Source organism: Ideonella paludis (assembly GCF_018069865.1).
In the GTDB taxonomy this organism is placed as follows: domain Bacteria; phylum Pseudomonadota; class Gammaproteobacteria; order Burkholderiales; family Burkholderiaceae_C; genus Ideonella; species Ideonella paludis.
On sequence record NZ_JAGQDG010000002.1, the window covers coordinates 644,606 to 670,221 of the forward strand.

At 62.5% G+C, this 25,616-nt stretch carries 23 protein-coding genes and 1 other RNA gene; 13 read left to right on the plus strand and 11 right to left on the minus strand.

From position 1 onward, the window contains the following. Positions 1-5: 5 nt before the first annotated feature. Positions 6-1,178: a glutamine-hydrolyzing carbamoyl-phosphate synthase small subunit gene (carA, locus tag KAK11_RS07405; RefSeq protein WP_210807759.1), complete on the minus strand. Its 1,173-nt coding sequence runs from the start codon at positions 1,176-1,178 to the stop codon at positions 6-8. Positions 1,179-1,483: 305 nt separating this feature from the next. Here carA and KAK11_RS07410 point away from each other — a divergent pair, with 305 nt between their 5' ends. Both KAK11_RS07410 and KAK11_RS07415 read left to right on the plus strand, forming a co-directional pair. Continuing rightward, entirely contained in the window at positions 1,484-2,170 is a 687-nt protein-coding gene (locus KAK11_RS07410) for a Bax inhibitor-1/YccA family protein (RefSeq protein WP_210807761.1), read from the plus strand. A gap of 114 nt (positions 2,171-2,284) precedes the next feature. Further along, positions 2,285-3,517: an NAD(P)/FAD-dependent oxidoreductase gene (locus KAK11_RS07415; protein WP_210807763.1), complete on the plus strand. Its 1,233-nt coding sequence runs from the start codon at positions 2,285-2,287 to the stop codon at positions 3,515-3,517. A gap of 20 nt (positions 3,518-3,537) precedes the next feature. Here KAK11_RS07415 and rlmD read toward each other — a convergent pair whose 3' ends face one another. The 4 genes from rlmD to surE all read right to left on the minus strand — a co-directional run bounded on the left by rlmD (position 3,538) and on the right by surE (position 7,489). Continuing rightward, the gene (rlmD, locus tag KAK11_RS07420; protein ID WP_210807765.1) at positions 3,538-4,887 is read right to left on the minus strand and encodes a 23S rRNA (uracil(1939)-C(5))-methyltransferase RlmD; all 1,350 of its coding nucleotides are present in this window, start codon (positions 4,885-4,887) and stop codon (positions 3,538-3,540) included. Between the two features lie 4 nt (positions 4,888-4,891). Beyond that, positions 4,892-5,749 carry a peptidoglycan DD-metalloendopeptidase family protein gene (locus KAK11_RS07425; RefSeq protein WP_210807768.1) on the minus strand — a complete coding sequence of 286 codons (858 nt, stop codon included), beginning with the start codon at positions 5,747-5,749 and terminating at the stop codon, positions 4,892-4,894. A 148-nt stretch (positions 5,750-5,897) separates the two neighbouring features. After that, positions 5,898-6,713, minus strand: coding sequence for a protein-L-isoaspartate(D-aspartate) O-methyltransferase (locus KAK11_RS07430; protein ID WP_210807770.1), 816 nt, complete (start codon positions 6,711-6,713; stop codon positions 5,898-5,900). Next, positions 6,710-7,489, minus strand: coding sequence for a 5'/3'-nucleotidase SurE (surE, locus tag KAK11_RS07435; protein ID WP_210807772.1), 780 nt, complete (start codon positions 7,487-7,489; stop codon positions 6,710-6,712). The genes KAK11_RS07430 and surE overlap by 4 nt, the downstream gene beginning before the upstream one ends. A gap of 96 nt (positions 7,490-7,585) precedes the next feature. Between surE and KAK11_RS07440 the strand changes: the two genes are divergently transcribed. From KAK11_RS07440 to KAK11_RS07450, 3 genes are all read left to right on the plus strand, one after another. After that, positions 7,586-8,563, plus strand: a complete 978-nt coding sequence (locus tag KAK11_RS07440) for an NADPH:quinone oxidoreductase family protein (protein WP_210807774.1) — start codon at positions 7,586-7,588, stop codon at positions 8,561-8,563. A 162-nt stretch (positions 8,564-8,725) separates the two neighbouring features. Beyond that, on the plus strand, positions 8,726-9,475 hold the full coding sequence (locus KAK11_RS07445) for a LuxR C-terminal-related transcriptional regulator (RefSeq protein WP_210807776.1): 750 nt from the start codon (positions 8,726-8,728) through the stop codon (positions 9,473-9,475). A gap of 19 nt (positions 9,476-9,494) precedes the next feature. Further along, complete coding sequence (locus KAK11_RS07450; protein ID WP_210807778.1) at positions 9,495-11,753, plus strand: sensor histidine kinase; 2,259 nt, start codon at positions 9,495-9,497, stop codon at positions 11,751-11,753. Between the two features lie 61 nt (positions 11,754-11,814). Here KAK11_RS07450 and KAK11_RS07455 read toward each other — a convergent pair whose 3' ends face one another. Further along, entirely contained in the window at positions 11,815-12,453 is a 639-nt protein-coding gene (locus KAK11_RS07455; RefSeq protein WP_210807780.1) for a CoA transferase subunit B, read from the minus strand. 12 nt (positions 12,454-12,465) lie between these two features. Continuing rightward, positions 12,466-13,164, minus strand: a complete 699-nt coding sequence (locus KAK11_RS07460) for a CoA transferase subunit A (protein ID WP_210807782.1) — start codon at positions 13,162-13,164, stop codon at positions 12,466-12,468. Between the two features lie 93 nt (positions 13,165-13,257). Between KAK11_RS07460 and KAK11_RS07465 the strand changes: the two genes are divergently transcribed. Both KAK11_RS07465 and KAK11_RS07470 read left to right on the plus strand, forming a co-directional pair. Then, entirely contained in the window at positions 13,258-13,698 is a 441-nt protein-coding gene (locus tag KAK11_RS07465; protein ID WP_210807784.1) for a PaaI family thioesterase, read from the plus strand. Between the two features lie 10 nt (positions 13,699-13,708). Continuing rightward, a complete protein-coding gene (locus KAK11_RS07470) occupies positions 13,709-14,254 on the plus strand; it encodes a PAS and helix-turn-helix domain-containing protein (protein WP_210807786.1) in 546 nt (181 codons plus the stop codon). A gap of 56 nt (positions 14,255-14,310) precedes the next feature. Here KAK11_RS07470 and ssrA read toward each other — a convergent pair. From ssrA to ompA, 4 genes are all read right to left on the minus strand, one after another. Beyond that, positions 14,311-14,682, minus strand: a transfer-messenger RNA (tmRNA) gene (gene ssrA / locus KAK11_RS07475). A gap of 14 nt (positions 14,683-14,696) precedes the next feature. Further along, positions 14,697-15,362 carry an HAD family hydrolase gene (locus tag KAK11_RS07480; protein ID WP_210807788.1) on the minus strand — a complete coding sequence of 222 codons (666 nt, stop codon included), beginning with the start codon at positions 15,360-15,362 and terminating at the stop codon, positions 14,697-14,699. Next, positions 15,359-16,060, minus strand: coding sequence for a bifunctional 2-polyprenyl-6-hydroxyphenol methylase/3-demethylubiquinol 3-O-methyltransferase UbiG (gene ubiG, locus KAK11_RS07485; RefSeq protein ID WP_246498537.1), 702 nt, complete (start codon positions 16,058-16,060; stop codon positions 15,359-15,361). Before ubiG ends, KAK11_RS07480 begins: the two co-directional genes overlap by 4 nt. A 71-nt stretch (positions 16,061-16,131) precedes the next feature. Further along, positions 16,132-16,797: an outer membrane protein OmpA gene (ompA, locus tag KAK11_RS07490; RefSeq protein ID WP_210807790.1), complete on the minus strand. Its 666-nt coding sequence runs from the start codon at positions 16,795-16,797 to the stop codon at positions 16,132-16,134. 270 nt (positions 16,798-17,067) lie between these two features. Here ompA and gyrA point away from each other — a divergent pair, with 270 nt between their 5' ends. From gyrA to KAK11_RS07520, 6 genes are all read left to right on the plus strand, one after another. Continuing rightward, positions 17,068-19,707 carry a DNA gyrase subunit A gene (gene gyrA / locus KAK11_RS07495; RefSeq protein WP_210807792.1) on the plus strand — a complete coding sequence of 880 codons (2,640 nt, stop codon included), beginning with the start codon at positions 17,068-17,070 and terminating at the stop codon, positions 19,705-19,707. Positions 19,708-19,775: 68 nt separating this feature from the next. Beyond that, positions 19,776-20,300, plus strand: a complete 525-nt coding sequence (locus KAK11_RS07500; RefSeq protein ID WP_210807794.1) for a hypothetical protein — start codon at positions 19,776-19,778, stop codon at positions 20,298-20,300. Between the two features lie 19 nt (positions 20,301-20,319). Beyond that, entirely contained in the window at positions 20,320-21,417 is a 1,098-nt protein-coding gene (gene serC / locus KAK11_RS07505; protein ID WP_210807796.1) for a 3-phosphoserine/phosphohydroxythreonine transaminase, read from the plus strand. Beyond that, positions 21,410-22,543: a prephenate dehydratase gene (gene pheA, locus KAK11_RS07510; RefSeq protein WP_210807798.1), complete on the plus strand. Its 1,134-nt coding sequence runs from the start codon at positions 21,410-21,412 to the stop codon at positions 22,541-22,543. Before serC ends, pheA begins: the two co-directional genes overlap by 8 nt. Positions 22,544-22,592: 49 nt before the next feature. Further along, a complete protein-coding gene (locus tag KAK11_RS07515) occupies positions 22,593-23,429 on the plus strand; it encodes a prephenate dehydrogenase (protein WP_246498664.1) in 837 nt (278 codons plus the stop codon). A gap of 33 nt (positions 23,430-23,462) precedes the next feature. After that, entirely contained in the window at positions 23,463-25,487 is a 2,025-nt protein-coding gene (locus KAK11_RS07520) for a bifunctional 3-phosphoshikimate 1-carboxyvinyltransferase/cytidylate kinase (protein ID WP_210807802.1), read from the plus strand. The last annotated feature ends 129 nt before the right edge of the window (positions 25,488-25,616 follow it).

Sequence of the window (25,616 nt, forward strand, 5' to 3'; positions counted from 1 at the left end):
TCGGCTCAGTTCTTGGCTGCCGCCATCAGGGCGGTGAAGCGGTCAAACAGGTAGGCGATGTCGTGCGGGCCGGGCGAGGCTTCCGGGTGGCCCTGGAAGCAAAACGCCGGCTTGTCGGTGCGGGCCAAGCCTTGCAGCGTGCCATCAAACAAGCTGATGTGGGTGGCGCGCAGGTTGGCGGGCAAGGTCTTCTCGTCCACCGCAAAACCATGGTTTTGGCTGGTGATGGAGACACGGCCGGTGTCCAGGTCTTTGACCGGGTGGTTGGCACCGTGGTGGCCGAACTTCATCTTGAAAGTCTGTGCGCCACTGGCCAAGGCCATGATCTGGTGCCCCAGGCAAATGCCAAAAGTGGGGATGCCCGTCTCGATCAGGGTCTTGGCGGCTTCGATGGCGTAGTCGCAAGGCTGGGGGTCGCCGGGGCCGTTAGAGAGGAAAATGCCGTCTGGCTGGTACTTCAGCACCTCGGCGGCGGGCGTCTTGGCCGGCACCACGGTGACACGGCAGCCGCGCTCAGCCAGCATGCGCAAAATATTGCGCTTCACGCCGAAGTCGTAGGCCACCACATGGTAGAGGGGCGCGTTTTGCGTGCCAAAGCCCGGTGTGCCGTCTTCGCGGGCCAGCTTCCACTCGGTTTCTGTCCACTCGTAAGACTGATCCGACGTCACCACTTGGGCGAGATCTTGCCCGGCCATATTGGGTGCTGCCTTGGCTTGGGCCACGGCCTTAGCCTTGTCGGCCTCGCTGACTTGATGGCCTGCGGCAAACGACACGATGCAGCCGTTTTGGGCGCCTGTGGTGCGCAGCACGCGGGTCAGGCGGCGGGTGTCAATGTCGGCAATCGCCACCGTGCCTTCGGCCACCAGGTACTCAGACAAGGTCTGGGTCTGACGGAAGTTCGAGACTCGGATGGGCAGATCTTTGATGATCAGGCCTGCGGCATGGACTTTTCGCGCCTCGACATCCTCGGGGTTGACACCGTAGTTGCCGATGTGCGGGTACGTCAGGGTGACGATCTGCTGGCAGTAGCTCGGGTCGGTGAGGATTTCTTGGTAGCCGGTGAGCGCGGTGTTGAACACCACTTCGCCGACGGTGTGACCGGCAGCGCCGATCGAGGTGCCCAAAAAGACCGTGCCGTCTGCGAGTGCAAGGATTGCGGGGGGCAGGACGGGCAGCAAGGGGGAACTCCGGTGTTCGCGCGCCCAGCCCGTGTGCCCCATACTGCCGCTTTGAAAAGGCGTCAGCGAGAGGTTCGGCAGGTCAGAAGGAAACGAATTTCGCTGGGCGGCTTTTGATTTGGGGTAAACCCGCTGATTATAGCCTGAGCTGAAGGCTCGGTGAAGTCCTAGGCTCTTGCAAAACCCTAATGCGCCCCCAACTTGCTTGCCAGGCGCGCGTCATGTCCCTCTAGAATGCGGCCGTCCTGCTGGTGAAGCCGCCTCGGCCCCTGGCAAGATTTGAACAACCACTGGAGTACACCTCTATGAACGAAAGCCTGCAATCCTTTGGCCTGTCGGGCTCGATGACGCAACAACGCAACCGCGTGCTGCGCAACACCTATTGGCTGCTCGCCCTCTCCATGGTGCCGACCGTCTTGGGCGCCTGGGTCGGCGTCAGCACGGGCATCGTCACGGGCCTGAGCCCCATCGTCAGCATGCTGGTGTTTTTGGGCGGTGCGTTTGGCTTCATGTTTGCCATTGAGCGCACCAAGAACTCTGGCGCCGGTGTGCCCATCTTGCTGGCCTTCACCTTCTTCATGGGCGTCATGCTGTCGCGCTTGTTGGCCTTTGTGCTCACCAAGGGCAATGGCGCATCGCTGATCATGACTGCCTTTGGCGGCACCGCCCTGGTGTTTGCCGGCATGGCCACACTGGCTGGCATGATCAAGCGGGATCTGTCGGGCATGGGCAAGACCTTGATGATCGGCGCCTTGGTCATCTTTGCCGCCGGCATCATCAATGTGTTCGTGCAGTCCAGCGCCTTGATGTTGACCCTGTCTGTGATGTGCATTGGCTTGTTCTCGGCCTTCATGGTTTATGACATCAAGCGCATCATCGATGGCGGCGAAACCAACTACATCAGCGCGACCTTGGCCTTGTATCTGGACGTCTACAACGTCTTCCAAAGCTTGCTGAGCCTGCTGGGCATCTTCGGCGGCAGCGACGACTGACCCCCAGCATCAGGCGCTTCGCGCCTGTGCTGACTGAACGCCCCCACTGCTGGGGGCGTTCTTGTTTATGGCGCATCAGCACCCTTTCACCACCACACCGGCACCGCACTGCTCGTGAACCAGCCCCCTTCTTCCCTCCCGACTCACTGCGATGTGCTGGTGCTGGGCGCCGGGCCTGCCGGCTCGGCCTGCGCCAAGATGCTGGCCGAGGCGGGGCAACAGGTGGTGCTGGTGGACGCGCAGCGATTTCCTCGCGACAAAACCTGTGGCGACGGCTTGGTGCCCGACACCCATGCGGCGTTGAGGCGGCTCGGGGTGTGGGAGTCCGTTCAGGCCCTTGCCCGCCCCTCGGCCGCAGCGCGCTGCGTGGCTCCCAGCGGCCGCTTCATTGATGTGCCCGGCGAATTGGCAGCCCTTCCCAGACGAGAGCTGGACGCCCTGCTCTGCCAAGCCGCCGTGCAGGCGGGTGCCCGCATGGTGGCACCTGCGCGCTTTGAAGCCCCGCTGCATGACGGGCAGGGCCGGGTGGTGGGCGCACAGCTCAGTAGCGCCGACGGGCGGCATGAGGTGCGCGCGGCGTGGGTGGTCTTGGCCACTGGCGCTGCCCTCAAGCCCTTGGAAGCCTCCGGCCTGTGCCAACGGCGCACACCCACCGGCATGGCCATTCGCGGCTATGTGCGTCACCCTGGCATGGCCCAGGAGATTCCGGGCTTGCGCTTCTTTTGGCACCCCACCCTCAAAGAAGGCTACGGCTGGATCTTCCCCGGGCCCAACCACACCTACAACATCGGCACCGGCGTGTTGAAGTCCCTGGACGCGGACCCCGTCGGCCCCGCGCCCAAGCCCAAAAACCTGCGCCTGATGTTTGCCGACTTTGTCGCCGCAGACCCGGTCGCTGCCAAGTTGGTGGCCGAGGGCGAGATGATCGGCGACCTCAAAGGCGCACCGCTGCGCTGTGACTTGAACGGCGCACACTGGAGTGCCCCCGGCCTGCTGGCCGTGGGCGATGCCGTCGGCGCCACCTATGGTTTCAGCGGCGAAGGCATAGGCAAGGCTATGGAGACCGGCATGGCCGCAGCTGAGGCCATTTTGAGTGCCACAGGTGAGCCCAACGACGCCGCCGTCCAGGCCCACTACCGCACGGCCTTGCAGGCGCTGCTGCCCCAGTTTCAGCTTTACCGCAAAGCCGCCAGCGTCAACCAACACCCCTGGCTGCTGAACTTGCTGATCTGGCGCGCCCAGCACAGCCCACGCATCATCAGCCGCTTGGCAGATATCCTGGCGGAACGACGAGCGCCGGGGTCGCTGTTGTCGTGGCGCGGCCTGAAGCGTCTGATCTTGGGATGAGCGTGCTGCGGCGCTGACGTTTACGCGCGCTCAAACACCGCCATGCTTTCCACGTGCGCGGTGTGCGGGAACATATTGACGGCACCGGCCGACACGCAGCGGTAGCCAGCCACGTTCACCAGCAAGCCGGCATCGCGGGCCAAGGTGGCGGGGTTGCAGCTGACATAGACGATGCGCTTGGGCGGTGTCCAGCCCGCGCAGGGCTCGGTGTGCAAGTCCGCCACCGCCTTGGCCAGAGCGAAGGCGCCCTCACGCGGTGGGTCGACCAGCCATTTGTCGGCCTGGCCAAAGGCCACCAGGTCGTCGGGCGTCAGCTCAAACAGATTGCGGGCCTCGAAACTCGTTTTGCCTTGCAGGCCATTGCGCAGCGCGTTTTGGCGTGAACGCTCGACCAAAGCCTCACTGCCCTCAATGCCCAGCACCTCACGGGCTTTGGTGGCCAGAGGCAGCGTGAAGTTGCCCAAGCCACAGAACCAATCGATGACACGCTCCTGCGCTTGCGGGTCCAGCATGCGCACGGCGCGGCCCACCAGCACAGTGTTGATTTGATGGTTGACCTGCGTGAAATCCGTGGGCTTGAAGGGCATGACCACGCCGAACTCAGGCAGGCGGTAGGCCAGCTCAGGCCCATCGGTGTCCAGCAAATGCACGGTGTCCGGCCCTTTGGGCTGCAACCACCATTGCACAGCATGCCGTTGGCCAAAGTCGCGCAGGCGCTGCTGGTCTGCCGCGGACAGCGGCTCCAGATGGCGCAACACCAGGGCGGTGACCTCTTCACTGGCGGCCAGCTCGATCTGGGGCAAGCGATCCCGCGCTTCCATGCTGCCGATCAGCTCGCGCAGGGGCATCAGCATGTCACTGACGGTACGTGGCAAAACCTCGCATTGCTCCATGTCGGCCACATAGCGCGACTTGCGCTCATGAAAGCCCACCAGCACTTTTTCTTTGCGCGGGACGTAGCGCACGGACAAGCGCGCCCGCAGCCGATAGCCCCAGGTCGGGCCTTCGATGGGCCGCAACATGCGCTCAGGCTTGACCTTGCCCAGGTGCGCCAAGTTGTCTTCCAACACACGCTGCTTGACGGCCACTTGCGCAGAGGCGTCGAGGTGTTGCATCTTGCAGCCGCCACAGGCGCCTGCATGCAAGCCAAAGTTGGGGCAGCGGGGGCGAACGCGCAAGGGGCTTTCTTGGCGCATCTCCACCATGGTGGCTTGTTCCCACTGGTTCTTGCGCTTGCCGACTTCGACCAAGACCTGCTCGCCCGGCAAGGCCCCCTCGATGAACACCACCTTGCCTTCAGCGTTATGCGCCACGCCTTGGGCATCCATGTCGAGCGACTCGACGCTCAACCATTCGTCACGTGCAGTCATGGGGTCAGCGGCCTGGCAAAACCTTGGCCGGGTCAATGGGTTTGCCTTGGCGGCGTACTTCGAAGTGCAATTGGACCCGCTCAGCATCCGAGGAGCCCATTTCAGCGATCTTTTGCCCACGGCGCACCGCTTGGTCTTCTTTGACCAGCAGTGCCTGATTGTGAGCGTAAGCCGTCAGGTAGTTGGCGCTGTGCTTGATGATGATGAGGTTGCCATAGCCGCGCAGGCCGGCATTGGCGTAGATCACTCGGCCATCGGCTGCCGCCAAGACCGGGTCACCCGCCTTGCCCCCAAAAATCATGCCCTTGGTCTTGGGCTCGTCGAAATTGGCAATCACCGCGTTGGTGGCGGGCCAGGCCCACTGAATATCGTCTTCGGACGGCTCGCGGGCGGCCGGTGCGGAAGCCGCTCCGGACGCGGCTGCCGTGCTGCTGGCTGGCGCAGCGGCTGGCTTGCTATCCAGAGGCTTGGCCTCCACCACCGTGCCAGTGACGGGGCGTGCCGTGGCCACGGTATCGCTGGGGGCCGGGCCAGTGCGCAACACCTGACCCACCTCGATCAGATTGGGGTTCTCAATATTGTTCCAGCGCGCCAGATCTCGCCAGCCCTGGCCAGTCTCAAGCGAAATGCGGGTCAGGGTGTCACCGGGCTTCACGATATAGGTGCCCGGCTCGGCTTTGGGCGTGGCAGGCGTGTTGCTGGGCGCCGGGGGCGGCGTGACGCGGGTCACGGTGGGTCGCGTCGCGACGGGCTTGCGGTCTTCAACGGGCGCGGGTGGCTTGGTGTTTTGACAGCCTGCCAACACCACCATCGCAACAAGACTGACGGGCGCGAGCCATCGACGAGGAGAGAAAGCCATCATGGTGAGCGATCGATTGAGAAAAAGGGCTGGAGTGAGTGCGGGGGAAGCCCATGCGGTGCCCAGAGTGCCCCGCCATGCGTATCTGCTGCACTGTCAGCGAGCTTCAAGCCTGTTCAGTTGACAGGCCCAACTCGTCTTTTGATGAGATTCAGTCAGTACCGGATTTTAAGGGGACGAACTGCACGGCCTCACCGCTGATTCGTCGCCAACCGTCGACCAGTCTATCGACGACCACCAGCACCTGCCCCCGGCCGTCGCTGGCCCGGGCGGGTGCCACCAAGCGCCCACCGACGGCCAACTGCTGCAGCCATGCTTGCGGGATGTCTTCCCCGCCAGCCGCAGAGATGATGCTGTCATAAGGCCCGAGGGCAGCGTGCCCCTGCATGCCATCCCCCCAGAGGAGATGCACGCCGCGGACCTGCTGCTGGTCCAGGTGCTGTTGGGCCTGTTGGTGCAGCGCTTGGAGCCGTTCAATCGAAACGATTTTCCGTGACATGGTCGCCAAGACCGCTGTCTGGTAGCCACAGCCCGTCCCGATCTCCAACACATGGCCCAAGTGGCCGCTGGCCTTGGCGCGCTCGCCCAGAAACAGCCACTCCAACATCCGAGCGACCACGGAGGGCTTGGAGATCGTTTGCCCCAGGCCGATTGGCAGGCTGGTGTCTTCGTAGGCTTGGATGGCTAAGGCGGAGTCGACAAAGCGGTGGCGCGGCACCTCGGACATGGCCTTGAGCACCGGCTCGCAATTGATGCCTTCCAAGCGCAAACGGGCCACCATGCGTTGGCGCACGCCGGCGCCATCTAAGCCTATCCCTGAGGGTTGCACCTGACGGCGCGCGTCGGCGGCAGCTTCAGCCAGATGCCGTTGGGGCCGCAGTGTGGCCTGCGGCTTGCCCGCAGAAGCGGCCGGGCTCAACGCAGCCAGGCTGGCGGGAAAGCGCGGTTTGCGGGGGGTGTCACTCATGGCTTCGGTGCAGGGCATGCGGCGCGCCAGCCCCCCAGCGCGGCATGGTCGGTCAAGTCGACCTGCAATGGGGTGATGGAGACCTGGCCATTGGCCACCGCGAAAAAGTCCGTGCCCTCGCCTGCCTCGCGGGCATCGCCGGCCGGGCCAATCCAGTAGACCGGCTCGCCGCGGGGGCTGGTTTGGCGCACCACCGGCTCGCTGGCGTGGCGGCGACCCAAGCGCGTGACGGCCCACGGCAGGGTGTCGGCGTCTGCCCGGTTCGGGATGTTCACATTCAGCAAGTAGGGCGCGGGGCGGCTGCCGTCTTGCGGCCAGCGCGACAACGCCCACTGCACCACGCGTCGCACCGTCCGCGCAGCAGCCTCCAGTTCAACCCAGCCCTTATCGACTTGGGAAAACGCGATGGCAGGCACGCCGAACAGATAGCCTTCCATGGCTGCGGCCACGGTACCCGAGTAAAGCGTGTCGTCGCCCATATTGGCGCCCTGATTGATGCCAGTCAGCACCAAATCGGGTTTGTGGGCCAACAGCCCGGTCAGGGCCACATGCACGCTGTCCGAGGGCGTGCCGTTGACGAAGCGAAAGCCGTCCACCGGCCCGCCCTTGGCTTGAAACACCGACAGGGGCCGGTTCAGGGTCAGGGCGTTGGAGGTACCGCTGGCGTTTTGCTCCGGGGCGATCACGTCGATCTCGCCCAAGCCCTGACAGGCCTGAACCAAGGCGGCAATGCCGGGAGCGAGATAACCGTCGTCGTTGGCGATAAGAATGCGCATGCCGCATTGTAGGCAGCCGTCACCTCGGCGACGGGCCACGGGTCGCCGTCTGTCTATCATCAGCCACTTTCGTCAGCCTCAACCGGAGATCTCCCCATGCACGCTTGGTTTTGCGACCGTCTTGATGGCCCTGAAGCCCTGGTCTGGCGCGAGGCGCCGACCCCTGAGCCCGGCCCCAAAGAGGTGCGCATCAAGGTGGCCGCTGCCAGTCTGAATTTCCCCGACTTGCTGATCGTGCATGGCAAGTACCAAGTCCGCCCTGCTCTGCCCTTTGTGCCTGGCGCGGAGTTCTCCGGCCACATCGATGCGCTCGGCGCCGAGGTCAAGCACCTCAAGGTGGGCGATGCCGTCACCGCCATTTCAGGGACCGGTGGCTTTGGCACCCACGCGTGTGTGCCCGCCGCGCAAGTCCTGCCCCTGCCTGCGGGTTTTCCGCTCACCGACGCAGCGGCATTCGCCTTCACTTATGGCACCTCGCACCATGCGCTGATCGACCGTGCCGCGCTAAAGCCCGGTGAGACCGTGCTGGTGCTGGGCGCCGCAGGCGGCGTGGGCAGTGCAGCGGTGCAAATCGCCAAAGCGGCTGGCGCCCAAGTGATTGCAGCCGCCTCCACCGATGACAAATGTGCGGCCTGCAAGGCCATGGGCGCAGATGCCACCATCAACACCAGCACCGAATCATTGCGCGAGGCCCTAAAGGCCTTGACCGGAGGTCATGGCCCCGATGTGGTCTATGACGCAGTGGGCGGCGCCTTGGCCGAACCGGCCTTTCGCTCCATCGCTTGGCGCGGACGCTACCTGGTGGTGGGATTCGCTGCGGGGGACATTCCGGCCCTGCCCTTCAATTTAGCCCTGCTGAAGGGTGCGTCCATCGTGGGCGTGTTCTGGGGTGAATTTGTCAAACGCGAGCCAGCGGCTTTTGCGGCGGGCATGGCGCAGTTGATGCGTTGGTACAGCGAAGGTCAAGTCAAGCCGGTGATGGACGCCGTGCTGCCCATCAGCGAGTTGGCTCAAGGCTACGCGCGACTAGGGGGGCGGCAAGTGAAGGGCAAGGTGGTCATGACCCTAGACTGAGGCTTCGGACTGGGTCTTCAAAATCGTTATCGGCCTTCCAGGCCTGCTAGCATGCCGCATCTGGTCGGGGAGCGGCTGGCAAGCGGCTCCCCTCAAACCCCGGCAGGGTCGGTGCATGCGTCACGACCTTATCGGCGACAAGCTGCGTAGAGAGGTACCCGCATGACCGTCAAAGTTCTGATCCTCGAAGACAACCCGGTGGCCCGGGACTTCTTGTCGCGGGTGCTGCGCGAGGCCTTCAGCGACCCCATCTCCATCACCGAAGCGGGCGACATTGAAACCGCTCGTCAGCAGATTTCTCTGACCGGCCCACAAGGCCTGCATGGCGCTGACCCCTTCAAGCTCATGTTGCTGGACCTGGAACTGCCTGACGGCAACGGCCTAGAGCTCCTGGCGGAATTGGGGCAGTACCCCGCGACCAAGGTCATCACCACCTTGTACTCCGATGATGAGCACCTATTCCCAGCGCTGCAATGCGGAGCCGACGGCTACTTGCTCAAGGAAGACCGCTTTGAGGTGCTGGTCGAAGAGTTGCGCAAGATTGTGCTGGGCCAACCCCCCTTGTCGCCGGCCATTGCCCGGAGGCTCTTGACCCACTTTCGACTCGGTGGTGCCGCCGAAGGCACGCCGCCGATGGTGTCGTCAAGTTTCAGCGCACCAGCCTCCTCGGGGCCGGGTTCCAGCAAGCCGCCGGTGCCTATCGAAAAGCCCATGGAACTCCCGCATCTCACGCCCCGTGAGATCGAAGTCCTGACCTACCTTAGCAAGGGCTTCACCATCAAAGAAATCGCCAACCTGATGGGCATCAAGTGGTTCACCGTGAACGACCACATCAAGTCCATCTATCGCAAGCTCAACGTGTCCAGCCGCGCTGAAGCCGCCGTGCTGGCCAGCAAGCAAGGACTGGTCTGAGCAGAGCGGGCTTGCGGTCATGAGCCCAGACCCAGCGGACACACACGCCTCCAGCAGCTTTTTCGGCCCCCACTCGCGTCCCGACCTGATGGATGGCAGTGCAGTGGAGGGAGCGACCCCCATCACCGTGCTGGGGCCTGCACGGATAGGCTGGCGCCGGCACTTGCTGCTGCTGGTGGCTGTCGTGGGCTGCCTGGGGATTTTTTTGCTGGCCCGATGGTTGGCGAACCAACCTCACATCCCAGCCGAATGGCGACATGGCACGCATGGCCAAGTAGAGTTGGCCTCCTCATCGCTGCCCCAATTGGCGCCGTTTCTGGGGGCAGAGCTCAAAGGCATCAAGATGCCGAGTGGCGCGCTGTCGGCGCCGACCTCCCTCACAACCTCGGAGTCCGCGCGCTGGATCGCGGATGACCAGCGGCGTAACGCTCAGCTTCAGGCCCGTCTGCAAGCCGCCTATGCCTTAGAGACCGGCCAAGTCACGCTGGTGTTCAGCGAGGGCCGCGACATCACATTGGCGACTCAATCTCGGGGTTACCTGGGCCTGGGTGCCATGTTCTGGCTGCTGAGCACCTTCGCCACCATTTTGTACTTGGTCGGCTGGATCGTGCCCTTGGTGCAGCCGCAGTTCAGAAATGCCCTGTATGGGCTGATGGCCCATGCCCAGGCCGCCCAGCTCCTTCTGGCGGCCATGGGGTCCGTCAATGGATTGGCTCTGCCGCCGAGCTTGACCTTGGCCGACCCATTGATCCGCATCTTGTTGGACCTGATTACCGGCGCCGCCGTGGTGCACGCTGCCACGATCCACCCGCGCCGGCTGCCCGGCGGCAGCGCCATTGCGGTGAGTGTTTGGCTGTTGGTGGTGGGTTATGCGCTGGTTTTCACCCAGCCGGGGGCGCAAGGCTCATGGTGGGTGGCGCAAGGGATCCTGTTGGGTGAAGGCGCGCTGACCATCGGTCTGCTGCATTGGTCATACAAGATTTCTCCGCATCCCTTTGCGCTCGTGATGCGGCGCTTTGGTGATGTGACGCTGATCACACTCACGCTGCTGACCTTGGCGGTCGCCATGCTGCCCTTGCTGCCGCAAGAAGTGCAGCCCGCTGCTGCTGCCGGCCCGGTGATCTGGGGGGTGTTTTTCGCCTCCATCGTTTTGCTGATCCCCTTCATCGCGCGCTCACAGAACGTGATGCGTGAGTTCGCCATGTTGGCCGGTATCAGCACCATCGCCACATCGGTGGATCTCTTGTTTGTGGCAGCGTTTTCTTTCAGCCAGTTTGCCTCGTTGACGCTGTCACTCTTTTTGGCCTTGGGCGCTTACGCCGCCATTCGGCACTGGATCGTGCAGCAAATGATGGGCGCACGCACGCTGACCACCGAGCGGATGTTCGAGCACCTCTACCGCATCGCGCGCGAAGTCGAAGCCCGGCCTGAGCGAGCGGGCGAGCGCATGGCAGAGTTGCTGCGGCATGTGTTCGAGCCGCTGGAAGCCGTCTTTACGCAAGGCACTGACCGACACAGCCGTATCTCTGGCAATGGCGCGGTGTTGTTGGTGCCCATGCCTAACTTGGTGCAGGGCCCTGAAACAGACGGCATGGTGGCGCTGAGGTTTGCGGAGCGCGGCAAGCGGCTCTTCACCCCCGAGGATGCTCGCCTAGCGGACCGGATCTTGGAACAATTGATGCGCGCCTTGGCCCACGACCGCGCCGTGGAGCGTGGCCGCAGTGAAGAACGCACGCGCATTGCGCAAGACCTGCACGACGACATCGGCGCGCGCTTGCTGACCCTGATGTACAAGGCGCCGAGCAAAGAGATGGAGGACTATGTCCGCCACACCTTGCAGGACTTGAAGACGCTGACCCGTGGCTTGGCAGCGCAAAGTCACCCGCTTTCGCATGCCGCTGCCGAATGGAAGGCCGACATCACTCAGCGTCTGGCGGCCGTCAAGTGCGAGTTGGAATGGAGCACCGACTATGACCAAGACCTGACGCTGAGCGTTGTGCAGTGGTCGGCCTTAACCCGCATCTTGCGTGAGTTGGTGAGCAACGCGATTGCCCACTCCAAAGCTCAGCATGTGAGCATTGAATGCACCTTGGAGCAAGGTCGCTTCAGCATCGTCATGAACGACGACGGTGTGGGCCGTGAGCCCAAACGATGGTCGCATGGTTTGGGATTGGGTGGCATCCGCAAGCGGGTGAAGATGCTGGGGGGAAGCGTGCACTGGGAAGAACGCGAGCCGCGAGGTGTGCGCTGTGAAGTCCTGATCGACTCGCTACGCTGATCCGGATTGAGCCAAACAAAAAAAGGGAGCCTTCGGCTCCCTTTTTGCCTCACGAGCCACGTCAGTGCAGTGGCACGCCTGTCTTGGATTGGAGCTCTTCACGTGTCACACCCGGCGCCAGCTCCACCACCGTCAAGCCTTGAGGGGTCACGTCCAGCACCGCCAAGTCCGTGATGATGCGGTTCACCACGCCCAAGCCGGTCAGCGGCAGCGTGCATTGGGGCAAGAGCTTCATGTCGGTGCTGCCATCCTTCTTGGTGGCCACATGCTCCATCAGCACGATCACGCGACCGACACCGGCCACCAAGTCCATGGCCCCGCCCATGCCCTTGACCATCTTGCCGGGAATCATCCAGTTGGCCAGGTCACCCTTCTCGGACACCTGCATCGCGCCCAGAATGGCCAAGTTGATCTTGCCACCGCGGATCATGCCAAAGCTGTCGGCGCTGCTGAAGATCGAGGAGCCAGGCAGCGTGGTCACTGTCTGCTTGCCCGCATTGATCATGTCGGGGTCGACTTGGTCTTCCGTAGGGAAGGGGCCAATGCCCAGCAGGCCATTTTCGCTCTGGAGCCAGACTTCCATCCCCTCAGGAACGTGGTTAGCCACCAGTGTGGGCAAACCAATGCCCAGGTTCACATAAAAACCGTCCTGCAGCTCTTTTGCAGCGCGGGCGGCCATTTCATCGCGGGTCCATGCCATGGTGAGTTCTCCTTAGGCCTTGCGGACAGTTCGTTGTTCGATGCGCTTCTCGGGTGTGGTGTTCAACACAATCCGATGCACGAAGATGCCAGGCAGATGGACTTGATCCGGATCGATGGCGCCGGTCTCGACGATCTCTTCGACCTCCACCACCGTCAGCTTGCCCGCCATCGCCACATTGGGGTTGAAATTGCGTGCGGTGCGGCGGAACTGCAGGTTGCCGCTCTTGTCGGCACGGAAGGCCTTGACCAGCGACACCTCTGGCGTGAGCGAACGCTCCATCACATAGGTCTGGCCATCAAACTCGCGCAGCTCTTTGCCCTCGGCCACGATGGTGCCCACACCGGTCTTGGTGAAGAAGGCCGGAATGCCGGCGCCACCGGCGCGCAACTTCTCAGCCAATGTGCCCTGTGGGGTGAACTCCAATTGCAACTCGCCTGCCAGATACTGACGCTCGAACTCTTTGTTCTCGCCCACATAGCTGGAGATCATCTTCTTGATCTGTCGCGTGGCCAAAAGCTTGCCCAGGCCAAAACCATCCACACCAGCGTTGTTGGAGATGACGGTCAGGTCCTTTTTGCCGCTGGCTTGCAGCGCGTCGATCAGGGCCTCAGGGATGCCGCAGAGGCCAAAGCCGCCGACGGCGAGCAACTGGCCATCACGGACAATGCCGTCCAGCGCGGCCGCTGCGCTTGGGTAAATTTTGTTCATGTCTAAAAACTCCGGGCTTGTTCGGATGGGCATGAAGGGTACTACGTAACACATTACGTAGTCACTACGTAGATTTGACTAAGGCCCGGCCCCATGCCCAGCTCGCCCCCCTCCTCGTTGCCCCTGAAAAGCGTTGAAGACGCACAGCACATGCTGGAGCAGCTCTTTGCCCCCTGGGTCCAAGCCCTGGGCCTGCAAGCCTGGGCAGTGCAGCCACCCGAGATCGTCTTGCGTCTGCCCGTTCAGGCGGACACGGTGCACGGTGGTGGCGTTGTCTGTGGCCAAACCTTGATGGCCGCAGCAGACACGGCCATGGTGCTGGCGATCTCGGCGCAATTGGGCCAGTTCCAGCCCATGACCACCGTGCAACTCAACAGCAGTTTCTTGAGACCCGTCCCCGCCAACACCAGCCACTTGGATGTGACCGCCACCGTGCTGCGGCCAGGCCGGCAAATCGTTTTTGGCCGCATCGACATCACGCTGCCCGACGGCAAACTGGCCATGCAAGCCACCACCACTTACGCCATGCTGTGAGCCGCGCCGCATGATCGACCTCGATTACCGCACCGCCTTCGACATGGCCCCCATCGGACTGGTGCTGTCTCGCCATCGCCTGATGGTGGACGTTAATCAGCAATTTTTGGCCATGTTTGGTGGCATTCGTGAAGATCACATTGGCCAATCCTTTGAGGTCCTCTACCCCAGCTCAGACGAGTATCAGCGCACAGGCGCCCGCATCATCGGCAGCTTGGGCACCGATGGCCGCTATGCCGACGACCGCGTGATGAAGCGCCGCAGCGGTGAGCATTTTTGGTGCCATGTTTCTGGCCGAGCCCTGGACGCCCAAGACCCGCATGCCGCGGGCATTTGGAGCTTCGAAGACCTCTCCGCGCGCCGCGTGCTCAAGGTGGACTTCACGGCCCGAGAACGTGAGATCGCGGCACTGCTGATTGAAGGTGATACCAGCAAACAGATCGGCAAGAAGCTGCAGATCAGCCCGCGCACCGTGGACGTTTATCGGGCGCGCCTGATGCGCAAAGTGGGGGCAGCCACCACACCAGAGCTCGTGCACCGGCTGCTGTCGGGCTAGCGGGCCAGCAAAAGGAAACGCCCTGACGACTCAAGCCGTCAGGGCGTTTGTTCAAGTGGTGGAGCCGGGGGGAATTGAACCCCCGTCCGTAAGCCATCGCCAGGTAGATCTACGTGCTTAGCTGTCTGATTTGAATCTCGCTCCCTGGGTCGCGCAGCAGCACGCTACCCAGGATGCCAGCCACAAAGTCTCGTCTTTGGATGTGTGGCACACCCGAAGACCAGCCCATGTGAATGTCATCTCAGCCCTTGCCTTGCGGCTCAGGCCCGGCCCATGGGCCAACCGTTGAGATGCTCAGCCGGTATTAAGCGGCGAGTGCGAACGTAGAGTCGTTTGCAGTTACTTTGTTTCCAGTGGTTTTACGAGCGAACTGGTGCTCGGCATGCCCTAATCCAACTTTGAACCCACGTCGAAACCAGGTCGGCCCCGTGAGTCCTTCAGTTTACGCCTGTTCCAGCCATTTCAAGAGCTGCTGCGGAGATGAAGCGATGAAATCTGCGCCCCAGTCCTCAATGCGTTCGCCTTGCCCGAGGTAGCCCCAGCCTGCTGCAACGGTGCGCATGCCCGCTGCACGACCAGCTTCAATATCGCGGAGATCATCGCCGACATACACGCATGCTGAAGGCGCAACGGCCAGCCGTCTCGCAGCCTCAAGCAGCGGCTCGGGGTGTGGCTTGGCATGGGCCGTGGTATCACCGCAAATCAACACGCCGCTGGCCTCCAGGTCCGGCAAGCCAGCGACCACCGGCTGGGCAAAACGGCTGTTCTTGTTGGTCACAATGCCCCAAGGGCAGCCTTTGGCCAGGAGCGCTTCCAACACGGGCAACATGTCGGCAAACACATGCGTCTGCACCAACAGGGCTGACTCGTACTGGGCCAAGAAAGCGTCACGAAGCGCTTCGAACGGTGAGTCACCGGGACTGACACCAAAAGCCAATCCCACCATGCCCCGCGCACCAGCGCCTACCATCGGCCTTAACTGCTCATAGGGCAATGCGGCAAGGCCGTGCTGCGCCCGCAAAGCATTGGCGGCCCCAGCCAAGTCGGGGGCACTGTCGATCAGAGTGCCGTCGAGATCGAACAGCACCGCTTGAATGCCGCGCTTCATGCCGGGCGACGGCACGCCATCATGTAGTTGACGTCGGTGTTGGCCGACAGCCAATAACGCTTGGTGAGGGGATTGTGTTCCAAGCCTTTGAAGCCGTTGACCTCCAATGCCGCGTGGCGCGCAAAGCCCGCCAATTCGCTGGGCTTGATGAACTTGGCGTACTCGTGCGTGCCTTTGGGCAGCATGCCCAGTACATGCTCTGCGCCCACGATGGCCAGCAAGAAGGCTTTGGCGTTGCGATTGAGCGTGGAGAAAAACACGTAGCCACCCGGCTTGACCAGAGCCGCACAGGCCCGCACCACAGAAGCAGGGTCAGGCACGTGCTCCAACATTTCCATGCAGGTCACCACATCAAAGCTGGCCGGCTGTTCAGCCGCCAGAGCCTCCACCGCCACTTCGCGATAGGCCAGCCCGCTGACGCCTGCTTCCAGAGCATGAAGCTGCGCCACTTTGAGCGGCTTGGTGGACAGGTCTATGCCCAGCACGTCTGCGCCGCGCAGCGCCATGGACTCGGCCAAGATGCCACCACCACAGCCCACATCCAGCACGCGAGCACCCGTCAAGGGGGCCTGGGCTGCGATCCAATCCAAACGCAAAGGGTTGATTTGATGCAAAGGGCGAAACTCGCCTTCTAAATCCCACCAACGATGGGCTAAGTCACCAAATTTGTTCAGCTCTTGAGTGTCTGCGTTCACCATGGCGTGAATCTTAGCCTTGAAAAAGCAAAAACCCCGCCGGGGCGGGGTTTTGGGAGCAATCGGAAAACCGATTACTTGGTGGCGCGAGTACCGACGACCTCGATCTCGACACGGCGGTTCTTGGCCTTGCCTTCCTTGGTCTTGTTGTCGGCGACAGGCGACTTCTCGCCCTTGCCTTCGGTGTACACGCGGTTCTTTTCGACGCCAGCGCCAACCAGATAAGCCTTCACAGCGTCTGCACGGCGAACCGACAGCGCTTGGTTGAAAGCGTCAGAGCCGTCGCTGTCGGTGTGACCGACGGCGATGATGACTTCCAGGTTCACGCCCTTGGTCTTTGCCACCAGGTCGTCCAACTTGGCCTTGGCTTCAGGCTTCAGCACAGACTTGTTGACGTCAAAGAAGGCGTCAGCAGCGTAGGTCACCTTCTCGCTCACAGGTGCCTTGGGAGCAGCAGGAGCGGGCTTAGGTGCCGGGGGCGCCACGGGGGCAGGTGCAGGAGCAGGCTTAGCCACCGGAGCAGGTGCCGGGGCAGCTGCCTTGATAGCGCCGTCGCAATCGGCAGCGGCGGTAGCCGGTGTCCAATTGGCATCGCGCCAGCACAGTTCGTTGGTGCCGTTCTTCCACACCAAACCGTCAACGTTGCGCCAGTTGTCAATTGTCTGGGCGAAAGCGCTCGACAGTGGAGCAGCAAGCGCAGCCGATGCAAACAGCACCGCTACCTTGTTCAATTTCTTCATGATTCTCCTCTCAAGGAAAGCCGCAGTAACTCTGCGTAACGTCCAAATCGGAAGCGAGAAAACCTGGCAAACACCCGGTCCTTGCGAGCGCTCACCACCGATGACTCATTGTGCCATAGGGCATCGCTCCAGCCGTATTTTGCGCCGCCGAGCGCCACAGTCGCCCCTTGATGTTGCGCAACCGCGACAAGCGATGGCATTTAGAATCAGCGCCTCGTCCACATTGCCCGGTCTGTCTGGCTGACTCAAAAGGCCAACAGCACCCTGCCCATGACCCAATTCGCCAAGGAAACTTTGCCCATCAGCCTCGAAGAGGAGATGCGGCGCTCGTATCTGGATTACGCCATGAGCGTGATCGTGGGGCGGGCCCTGCCCGACGCCCGCGACGGATTGAAGCCCGTGCATCGGCGTGTGCTCTTTGCCATGCACGAGTTGAACAACGACTGGAACCGTCCGTATAAGAAGTCGGCGCGTATCGTCGGTGACGTGATCGGTAAGTACCACCCTCACGGTGATACCGCTGTCTACGACACCATTGTTCGCATGGCGCAAGATTTCTCTCTGCGTCACATGCTGGTGGATGGCCAAGGCAACTTTGGCTCGGTCGACGGCGACAACGCCGCGGCCATGCGATACACGGAAATTCGGCTGTCGAAAATCGCCCACGAAATGCTGGCGGATATCGACAAGGAAACCGTTGATTTCGGCCCGAATTACGACGGCTCTGAGAAAGAGCCCTTGGTGCTGCCCGCACGCTTGCCCAATTTGCTGATCAACGGCGCTGCGGGTATTGCAGTGGGGATGGCGACCAATATTCCACCGCACAACCTCAATGAAGTGGTGGACGCCTGTTTACACCTGCTCAAGGCGCCCGATGCCACGCTGGAACAGATCATGGAGATCATTCCCGCGCCGGACTTCCCCACCGCCGGCATCATTTACGGCATCAACGGCGTGCGCGAAGGCTATCGCACAGGGCGTGGTCGTGTCGTCATGCGCGCTAAGGTGCACTTTGAAGACATCGACAAAGGGGGCCGCCAAGCCATCATCGTGGATGAGCTGCCCTATCAGGTCAACAAGAAGACCCTGCTAGAGCGCATCGCCGAGTTAGTGCACGAGAAGAAGCTCGAAGGCATCAGCCACATCCAGGATGAGTCGGATAAGTCCGGCATGCGGGTGGTGATTGAGCTCAAGCGCGGCGAAGTGCCCGAGGTGGTGCTGAACAACCTGTACAAGCAAACGCAGTTGCAGGACACCTTCGGCATCAATATGGTGGCGCTGATTGACGGCCAGCCCAAGCTCTGCAACCTGAAGCAACTGCTGGACATCTTCCTGGAGCATCGCCGTGAAGTGGTGACGCGCCGCACGGTGTTCGAGCTGCGCAAAGCCCGCGAGCGTGGCCATGTGCTGGAAGGCTTGGCGGTTGCCCTGGCGAACATCGACGAGTTCATCCGCATCATCAAGGAGTCCCCCACGCCGCCCGTGGCCAAGGCCGCCTTGATGCAGCAAAGCTGGGACTCCTCGCTGGTGCGCGAAATGTTGGCCCGTGCCGACAGCGAAAACCCTGGCGGTGCAGCCGCCTACCGCCCAGAAGGCCTAGCCCCTCAGTTTGGCATGCAGGCCGACGGCCTGTACCGCCTCTCCGAGGACCAAGCCGGCGAGATTTTGCAGATGCGTCTGCAGCGCCTGACCGGGCTGGAACAAGACAAGATCGTTGGCGAGTACAAAGAGGTGATGGCTGTCATCGCCGACCTGCTGGACATCTTGGCCAAGCCCGAGCGTGTCACCTTCATCATTGGCGAGGAACTCACGGCACTGCGCCAAGAGTTTGGCCAAACCAAGGTCGGCGCGCGTCGCTCAGTGGTCGAACACAATGTCCAAGAGCTGGGCACCGAAGACTTGATCACGCCCACCGACATGGTGGTGACGCTGAGCCACACCGGCTACATGAAGAGCCAGCCCCTGGCCGAATACCGCGCGCAGCGCCGTGGTGGGCGCGGCAAACAAGCCACCGCCACCAAAGAGGATGATTGGGTCGACCAACTCTTCATTGCCAACACCCACGACTGGATTCTGTGCTTCTCCAACCGTGGCCGTGTCTATTGGCTCAAGGTCTGGGAAGTGCCCCAAGGTGGCCGCACCAGCCGCGGCAAGCCCATCGTCAATATGTTCCCGCTGCAGCCCGGCGAGAAGGTGACTGTGGTGCTGCCGCTGACCGGTGACAACCGCGTCTTCCCGGCAGACCGCTTCATCTTCATGTGCACGGCCCGCGGCACTGTCAAGAAGACAGCGCTGGATGAATTCAGCAACCCGCGCAAGGCCGGCATCATCGCCGTGGACTTGGACGAAGGCGACCACCTGATTGGCGCCGCGCTGACGGACGGCAAGCACGACGTGATGCTGTTCAGCGATGGCGGCAAGGCGGTGCGCTTTGACGAAGATGATGTACGCCCCTTGGGCCGTCAAGCCCGTGGTGTGCGCGGCATGATGCTCGAAGAGGGTCAGGCCGTGATCGCCATGCTGGTGGCTGAAGACGAAAGCCAAAGTGTGCTGACCGCCACCGAGAACGGCTACGGCAAGCGCACCAGCATCGTGGAGTACACCCGCCACGGCCGAGGTACCAAGGGCATGATCGCCATCCAGCAAAGCGAGCGCAACGGCAAGGTCGTGGCCGCCACGCTGGTTCATGCCGACGACGAAATCATGCTGATCACCGACAAGGGCGTGCTCGTGCGCACCAGGGTCAGCGAAATTCGTGAACTCGGTCGCGCCACCCAGGGCGTGACGCTCATCGCCCTGGATGACGGCGCCAAACTCAGCGGCTTGCAGCGCATCGTCGAAAACGATGCGCAACTCGAAACCCCAGGCGACACAGAGACTGACGGCGCCGCAGACGAAAGCAACACTTGAACTTCATCCTCAAAGCCACCCTCCCCGTCGCCCTGAGCTTGGGCCTTTTAGGGGGTAGCAGCGCCGCGATGGCGCAGTCCAAAAAGGAGTTGGTGGCCAAGGTCGTCCAACTGCAACAAAGCGCCATCGAGAACATGGCGCGTGAGTTGGCCGAGCGCCCTGCCATGGCCATGTTGCAGCAAGCCGATGGCGTGCTGAACACCCGCATCCCCCAAGAGAAGCGGGCCGCTGTGGCCAAGGACATCCAGGCGGACGTCAAGAAGTATGCGGACGATGCCGTCCCCATGCTGCGTGACCGTGCGGTCAAGCTGGGCCCCAGCACGATCGGTGCCTTGCTCGAAGAGAAGCTGACCGAAGCGGAACTGAAGGAAGTCATCGCCATGTTGGAGTCGCCCACAGTGCGCAAGTACCAGGCACTGGCTGGTGAGATGGAAAAGGTGCTGGCAGAGAAGCTGGTGGCGGAAACGCGCACGGCGATGGAAGCCAAGATCTCCACCCTGGAGCAAAACGTGGTCAAGCGTCTGAATGCTGCAGCACCGGCAGGTGGTGCGTCAGCCCCCGCGGCCGCCCCCACCAAGCCCGCCAAGAAGTAACTCTCACAGCACTGCGGCCATGCTCAAGCGCCCCTTCAATTTTTCGGCCGGGCCAGCAGCCTTGCCCGAGGCCGTGCTGCAGCGCGCTGCCGACGAGATGCTCGACTGGCACGGCAGCGGCATGAGCGTGATGGAGATGAGCCACCGTGGCAAAGAGTTCATCTCCATCTATGAAGCGGCTGAGCGCGATTTGCGTGAATTGCTGGCCGTGCCATCGCAGTTCCGCATTCTGTTCATGCAAGGCGGCGGCTTGGGCGAAAACGCCGTCGTACCCATGAACCTGTCGCGCGGTGGCGCGGTGGATGTGGTGGTGACGGGCTCCTGGAGCAAAAAGTCCCTGAAAGAGGCCCAGCGCTACTGCAATGCTCAAGCAGCCGCCAGCAATGAAGTCAGCCGCCACACGGCATTGCCAGCCACCTCGCAGTGGCGTCTGCGCTCGAACGCAGCCTATGTGCATGTGTGCAGCAACGAGACGATTGACGGCGTGGAGATGCACACGCTGCCTGATCTGGCCGCCCTGGGCTGCGCGGCGCCGCTGGTGGTGGATGCGTCTTCACACATCCTCTCGCGCAGCGTGGATTGGTCGCGGGTGGGCCTGCTGTTCGCCGGGGCACAAAAGAACATCGGCCCTGCCGGGGTGACCATTGTCATCGTGCGCGAAGACCTGATCGGCCACGCTCTGGCGATCTGTCCGTCAGCCTTCGACTACCAATGCGTGGCCGACAACCAATCCATGTACAACACACCGCCCACCTATGGCATTTATATCGCCGGGCTGGTGTTTCAATGGCTCAAAGCCGAAGGCGGGGTGGCCGAAATGGACCGCCGCGCCCAAGCCAAGGCCGACTTGCTGTATCACACCCTCGATCACAGCGGCGGTTTCTATGCCAACCGTGTGGCGCATGACGCGCGCTCACGGATGAATGTGCCCTTCTTCCTCGCCGATGAGACGCTGAATGACGCGTTCTTGGCCGGCGCCAAAGAGGCTGGGCTGCTGCAACTCAAGGGCCACAAGTCCGTGGGCGGTATGCGTGCATCGATCTACAACGCCATGCCCCTTGAAGGTGTGCAGGCGCTCGTGAACTATATGCAGGACTTTGCCCGCCGCCATGGCTGACGCCCCCGCCCCCAGCACCCCCACCGCTCCCTCCAGCGACACGCCGCCAGAACTGCTGGCCTTGCGCCATCAGATCGACGCCGTTGACCGCGAATTGCTGGCCCTGCTGAACAAGCGCGCGAGCTTGGCACTGTCGGTCGGCTCCCTCAAAAAGAAAGAGGGCTCGGTGGTCTTCAGGCCCGAGCGTGAAGCGCAAGTGATTGACGGCCTGAAGGCCATCAACCAAGGCCCGCTGATGACGGACACCATTGCGCCCATTTGGCGCGAAGTGATGTCGGCCTGCCGGGCGCTGGAAACCCCCACACGGGTGGCCTACCTGGGCCCCGCCGGCACCTTCAGCGAAGAAGCCGCGCTCGGTTACTTCGGCTCGTCGTTGGTGCGGGTGATGTGCGCCAGCATTGATGAGGTGTTTCGCACCACCGCCGCTGGCGCGGCTGATTTTGGCGTGGTGCCGGTTGAGAACTCCACCGAAGGTGTGGTGGCCCGCTCACTCGACATCTTCTTGACAACGCCCTTGTTCATCATCGGCGAGACCAGCTTGTTCGTGCGTCACAACCTGATGCGCAAGGACAACGCGCTCGATGGTATTGAGGTGGTGTGCGCTCACCCGCAAGCCCTGGCGCAGTGCCACGGCTGGCTCTCGGCCCATTTGCCTCATGCGGAGCGCAGGCCGGTCTCCAGCAATGCAGAAGGCGCGCGCTTGGCGGCGCAGGACAGCCGCTTGGCCGCCATTGCCAGTGTGCGCGCCAGCAGCGAATACGGCCTGCATGTGATCTCGCCTGCCATTCAGGACGATCCGCACAATCGCACGCGCTTTGCCATCGTCACCGACCCGCATCGCCACCCTGCGCCCAAAGCCTCGGGCCATGACTGCACCAGCCTCGTGGTGTCGGTCAGCAACCGCCCAGGGGCCGTGCATGACATGCTGGTGCCCCTGAAAAAACACGGGGTGTCGATGACCCGCTTTGAATCACGCCCGGCGCGGTCCGGCCAGTGGGAGTACTACTTCTACATCGACCTGCAAGGCCACCCCGACGAGCCCCAAGTGCAAGTGGCTTTGCAGGAGTTGCGCGAGGCCTGTGCCTATTTCAAGGTGCTGGGCACCTATCCTTTGGACACGCATTGAGAGACCCCCAGTGAAGTACCAACAACTGGGCCTGATTGGCTGCGGCCTGATGGGCGGCTCCTTCGCCCTGGCCATGAAGCAAGCAGGCTTGGTCGGCCGTGTGGTGGGCTACAGCAAGTCGCCCTCCACCACCGAGCGCGCCCGCCAAATGGGTGTGATCGACCAAACCGCCGAGTCCGCCTTGCTGGCCGTGGCCGGCTCAGACATTGTGCTGATGGCCGTCCCGGTGGCGGCCACCGACGCCACCTTCAAAGCCATTCGACACCTGGTCAAGCCCGACGTGCTGATCATGGACGTTGGCAGCACCAAACGCGACGTGGTGGACGCGGCCCGGCGCACCCTGCGTGAGCGGATCGGCTCCTTCGTGCCCGCCCACCCCATTGCCGGCAAAGAGCTGGCGGGCGTGGAGCATGCCGACGCACAGCTCTACCGCGACCGCCAAGTCATCCTGACGCCCATTGCCCAAACCCAGCCCGAGCTGGTGGTGCAGGCCGAGCGCCTGTGGGCAGCCTTGGGCTGCCAGGTCCGCACCATGTCGGCCGAAGATCACGACGCCGCTTTTGCGGCCGTCAGCCACCTGCCGCATTTGCTGGCCTTTGCCTATATGGCTGGGGTGATGCAGCAAAAGGAAAGCGAAGCCTTTCTGCAGTTGGCTGGGCCGGGCTTCAGAGATTTCACCCGCATCGCGGCCAGCGATCCAGCCATCTGGCGCGACATCTTGATCGCCAATCGGGAAGAGGTGCTGAAACAGTCCGAGCGCTTCCGGGGGGCCCTGGGTGTGTTGGAGCAAACGCTCAAAGACTGCCAAGGCGAATCCTTGGAAGCCTTGGTGCAAGGTGTGGCGCAAGTGCGCAGCCATTGGCGCTTGAACACCCGTCAAAAATAGAAATTCCTCACGCCTCGTTGTTGGGCGCTGACCATGTACACGACCGCTTTCCTTGACCTTCCCCCGCTGACTGCAGCCGCTGGCACGGTGCGCCTGCCCGGCTCCAAGAGCATTTCCAATCGCGTGCTCTTGCTGGCCGGCTTGGCGCAAGGCACCACCGATGTGCATGACTTGCTGGACTCCGACGACACCCGCGTCATGCTGGCGGCCCTGGAGGCGCTGGGCTGCACCCTGGAGCGTCTGCCAGGGGTGTTGCGCGTCACCGGCTTGGGGGGACAGTTAAAGGTCAAACAGGCCGACCTCTTCTTGGGCAATGCGGGCACCGCCATGCGGCCCTTGACGGCGGCCTTGGCCGTGCTGGCCGCCACCCAAGGTGGTGCCTTCAAGCTCTCGGGCGTGGCCCGCATGCACGAGCGGCCCATTGGTGATTTGGTCGAGGCCTTGCGCCAATTGGGCTGCCCCGTCACTGACTTGGGGCAAGCGGGCTTTCCGCCCTTGCAAGTGGGCTCAGGCACACCCACCCGCTTGGACACCCAGACGCCCATTCGCGTGCGGGGCGATGTCTCCAGCCAGTTCTTGACGGCCTTGCTGCTGGCCCTGCCCTTGGTCAGCCACGATGGGCCTGTCACCATCGAGGTGCAAGGTGAGCTGATCTCCAAGCCCTATATCGACATCACCTTGCGCCTCTTGGAGCGCTTTGGCATTGCGGTGCAGCGTGACGGCTATCAGCGCTTTGTCATTCCCCAATGCTCGGCCTACCAAACCCCGGGCCGCATTCATGTGGAGGGTGATGCCTCCTCAGCGTCTTACTTTGTCGCCTTGGGCGCGCTGGCGGCCACGGAGCAGCCTGTGCGGATTGAAGGCGTGGGCCTGGAGGCCATTCAAGGCGATATCCGCTTTGTGGAGGCGGCCGAGGCCATGGGCGCTCAAGTTCAAGGCGGTGAAGGCTGGCTCGAAGTGAAGCGAGGCCGCTGGCCGCTCAAGGGCATTCAACTGGACTGCAACCACATCCCAGACGCTGCCATGACTTTGGCCGTGATGGCCTTGTATGCCGACAGCCCCACACGCCTGAGCAATATTGCGAGCTGGCGCGTCAAAGAAACCGACCGCATCGCGGCCATGGCCTGCGAGTTGCGCAAGCTGGGCGCAGAGGTCATCGAGGGGCCGGACTTCATTGAGGTGGCACCGCTTCATCAGTGGCAGTCCGCCAGCATCCACACCTATGACGACCATCGCATGGCCATGTGCCTGTCGCTCGCCGCACTCAACCCGCTGGCGGGGGCCAAAACGGGCGTCACTGTGCGCATTGAAGACCCGAAGTGTGTCGCCAAGACCTTCCCAGACTATTTCGAAACCCTGTTCAGCGTGGTGACTGCAGCCCCCGGCGCCATTCCCGTGCTGGCCGTGGACGGCCCTACGGCCTCAGGCAAGGGGACACTGGCTGCGGAGTTGGCCAAAGCGTTGGGCTATCACCTGCTGGACTCCGGCGCGCTCTACCGCGCCACGGCACTGGCCGCTCGCAACGCAGGCGTCGCGCTCTCCGACGGGCCCAACGTGGCCCGGATTGCGGCCCGATTGGACATCCGCTTCGATGGGGAGTCGGTGTGGATGGCGGGCCAAGAGGTCTCGCACGAGTTGCGTCTCGAATCCACCGGCGGCCTGGCCTCGCAAGTCTCAGTGCACCCCGAAGTGCGCCAAGCCTTGCACGAGTTACAACTCTCATTCCAGCGCCTACCCGGCCTCGTGGCAGACGGGCGTGACATGGGCACGGTGGTCTTTCCTCAAGCTCAGCTGAAGGTTTTCCTGACAGCCAGCGCCGAAAAGCGGGCTGAGCGGCGCTATAAGCAGTTGATTGCTAAGGGAATTTCCGCTAATATCGACAGTCTTTTGCTGGATTTGCAGGCACGGGATGAGCGGGACAAATCTCGCGCAGCCGCGCCTTTAAAGCCTGCAGAAGATGCGTTGCTGCTAGATAACTCAGAGTTGTCGATCGAGTCTTCGGTGGAACAAGTCTTGGGTTGGTGGGAGCAGCGCAAAGCGCCAACAGCCGCGAACTGAGCTTGCTCGGAGCGGGGTTTTGGCGGCCTGGGCCCACAGCCCTCCTTCTTGGTGTGCAACACACCGCATAGGGCCGTGATCTCATCAACCTAACCCGCAGTGCTTGCACTGCACATGCTTGTCTGGCGC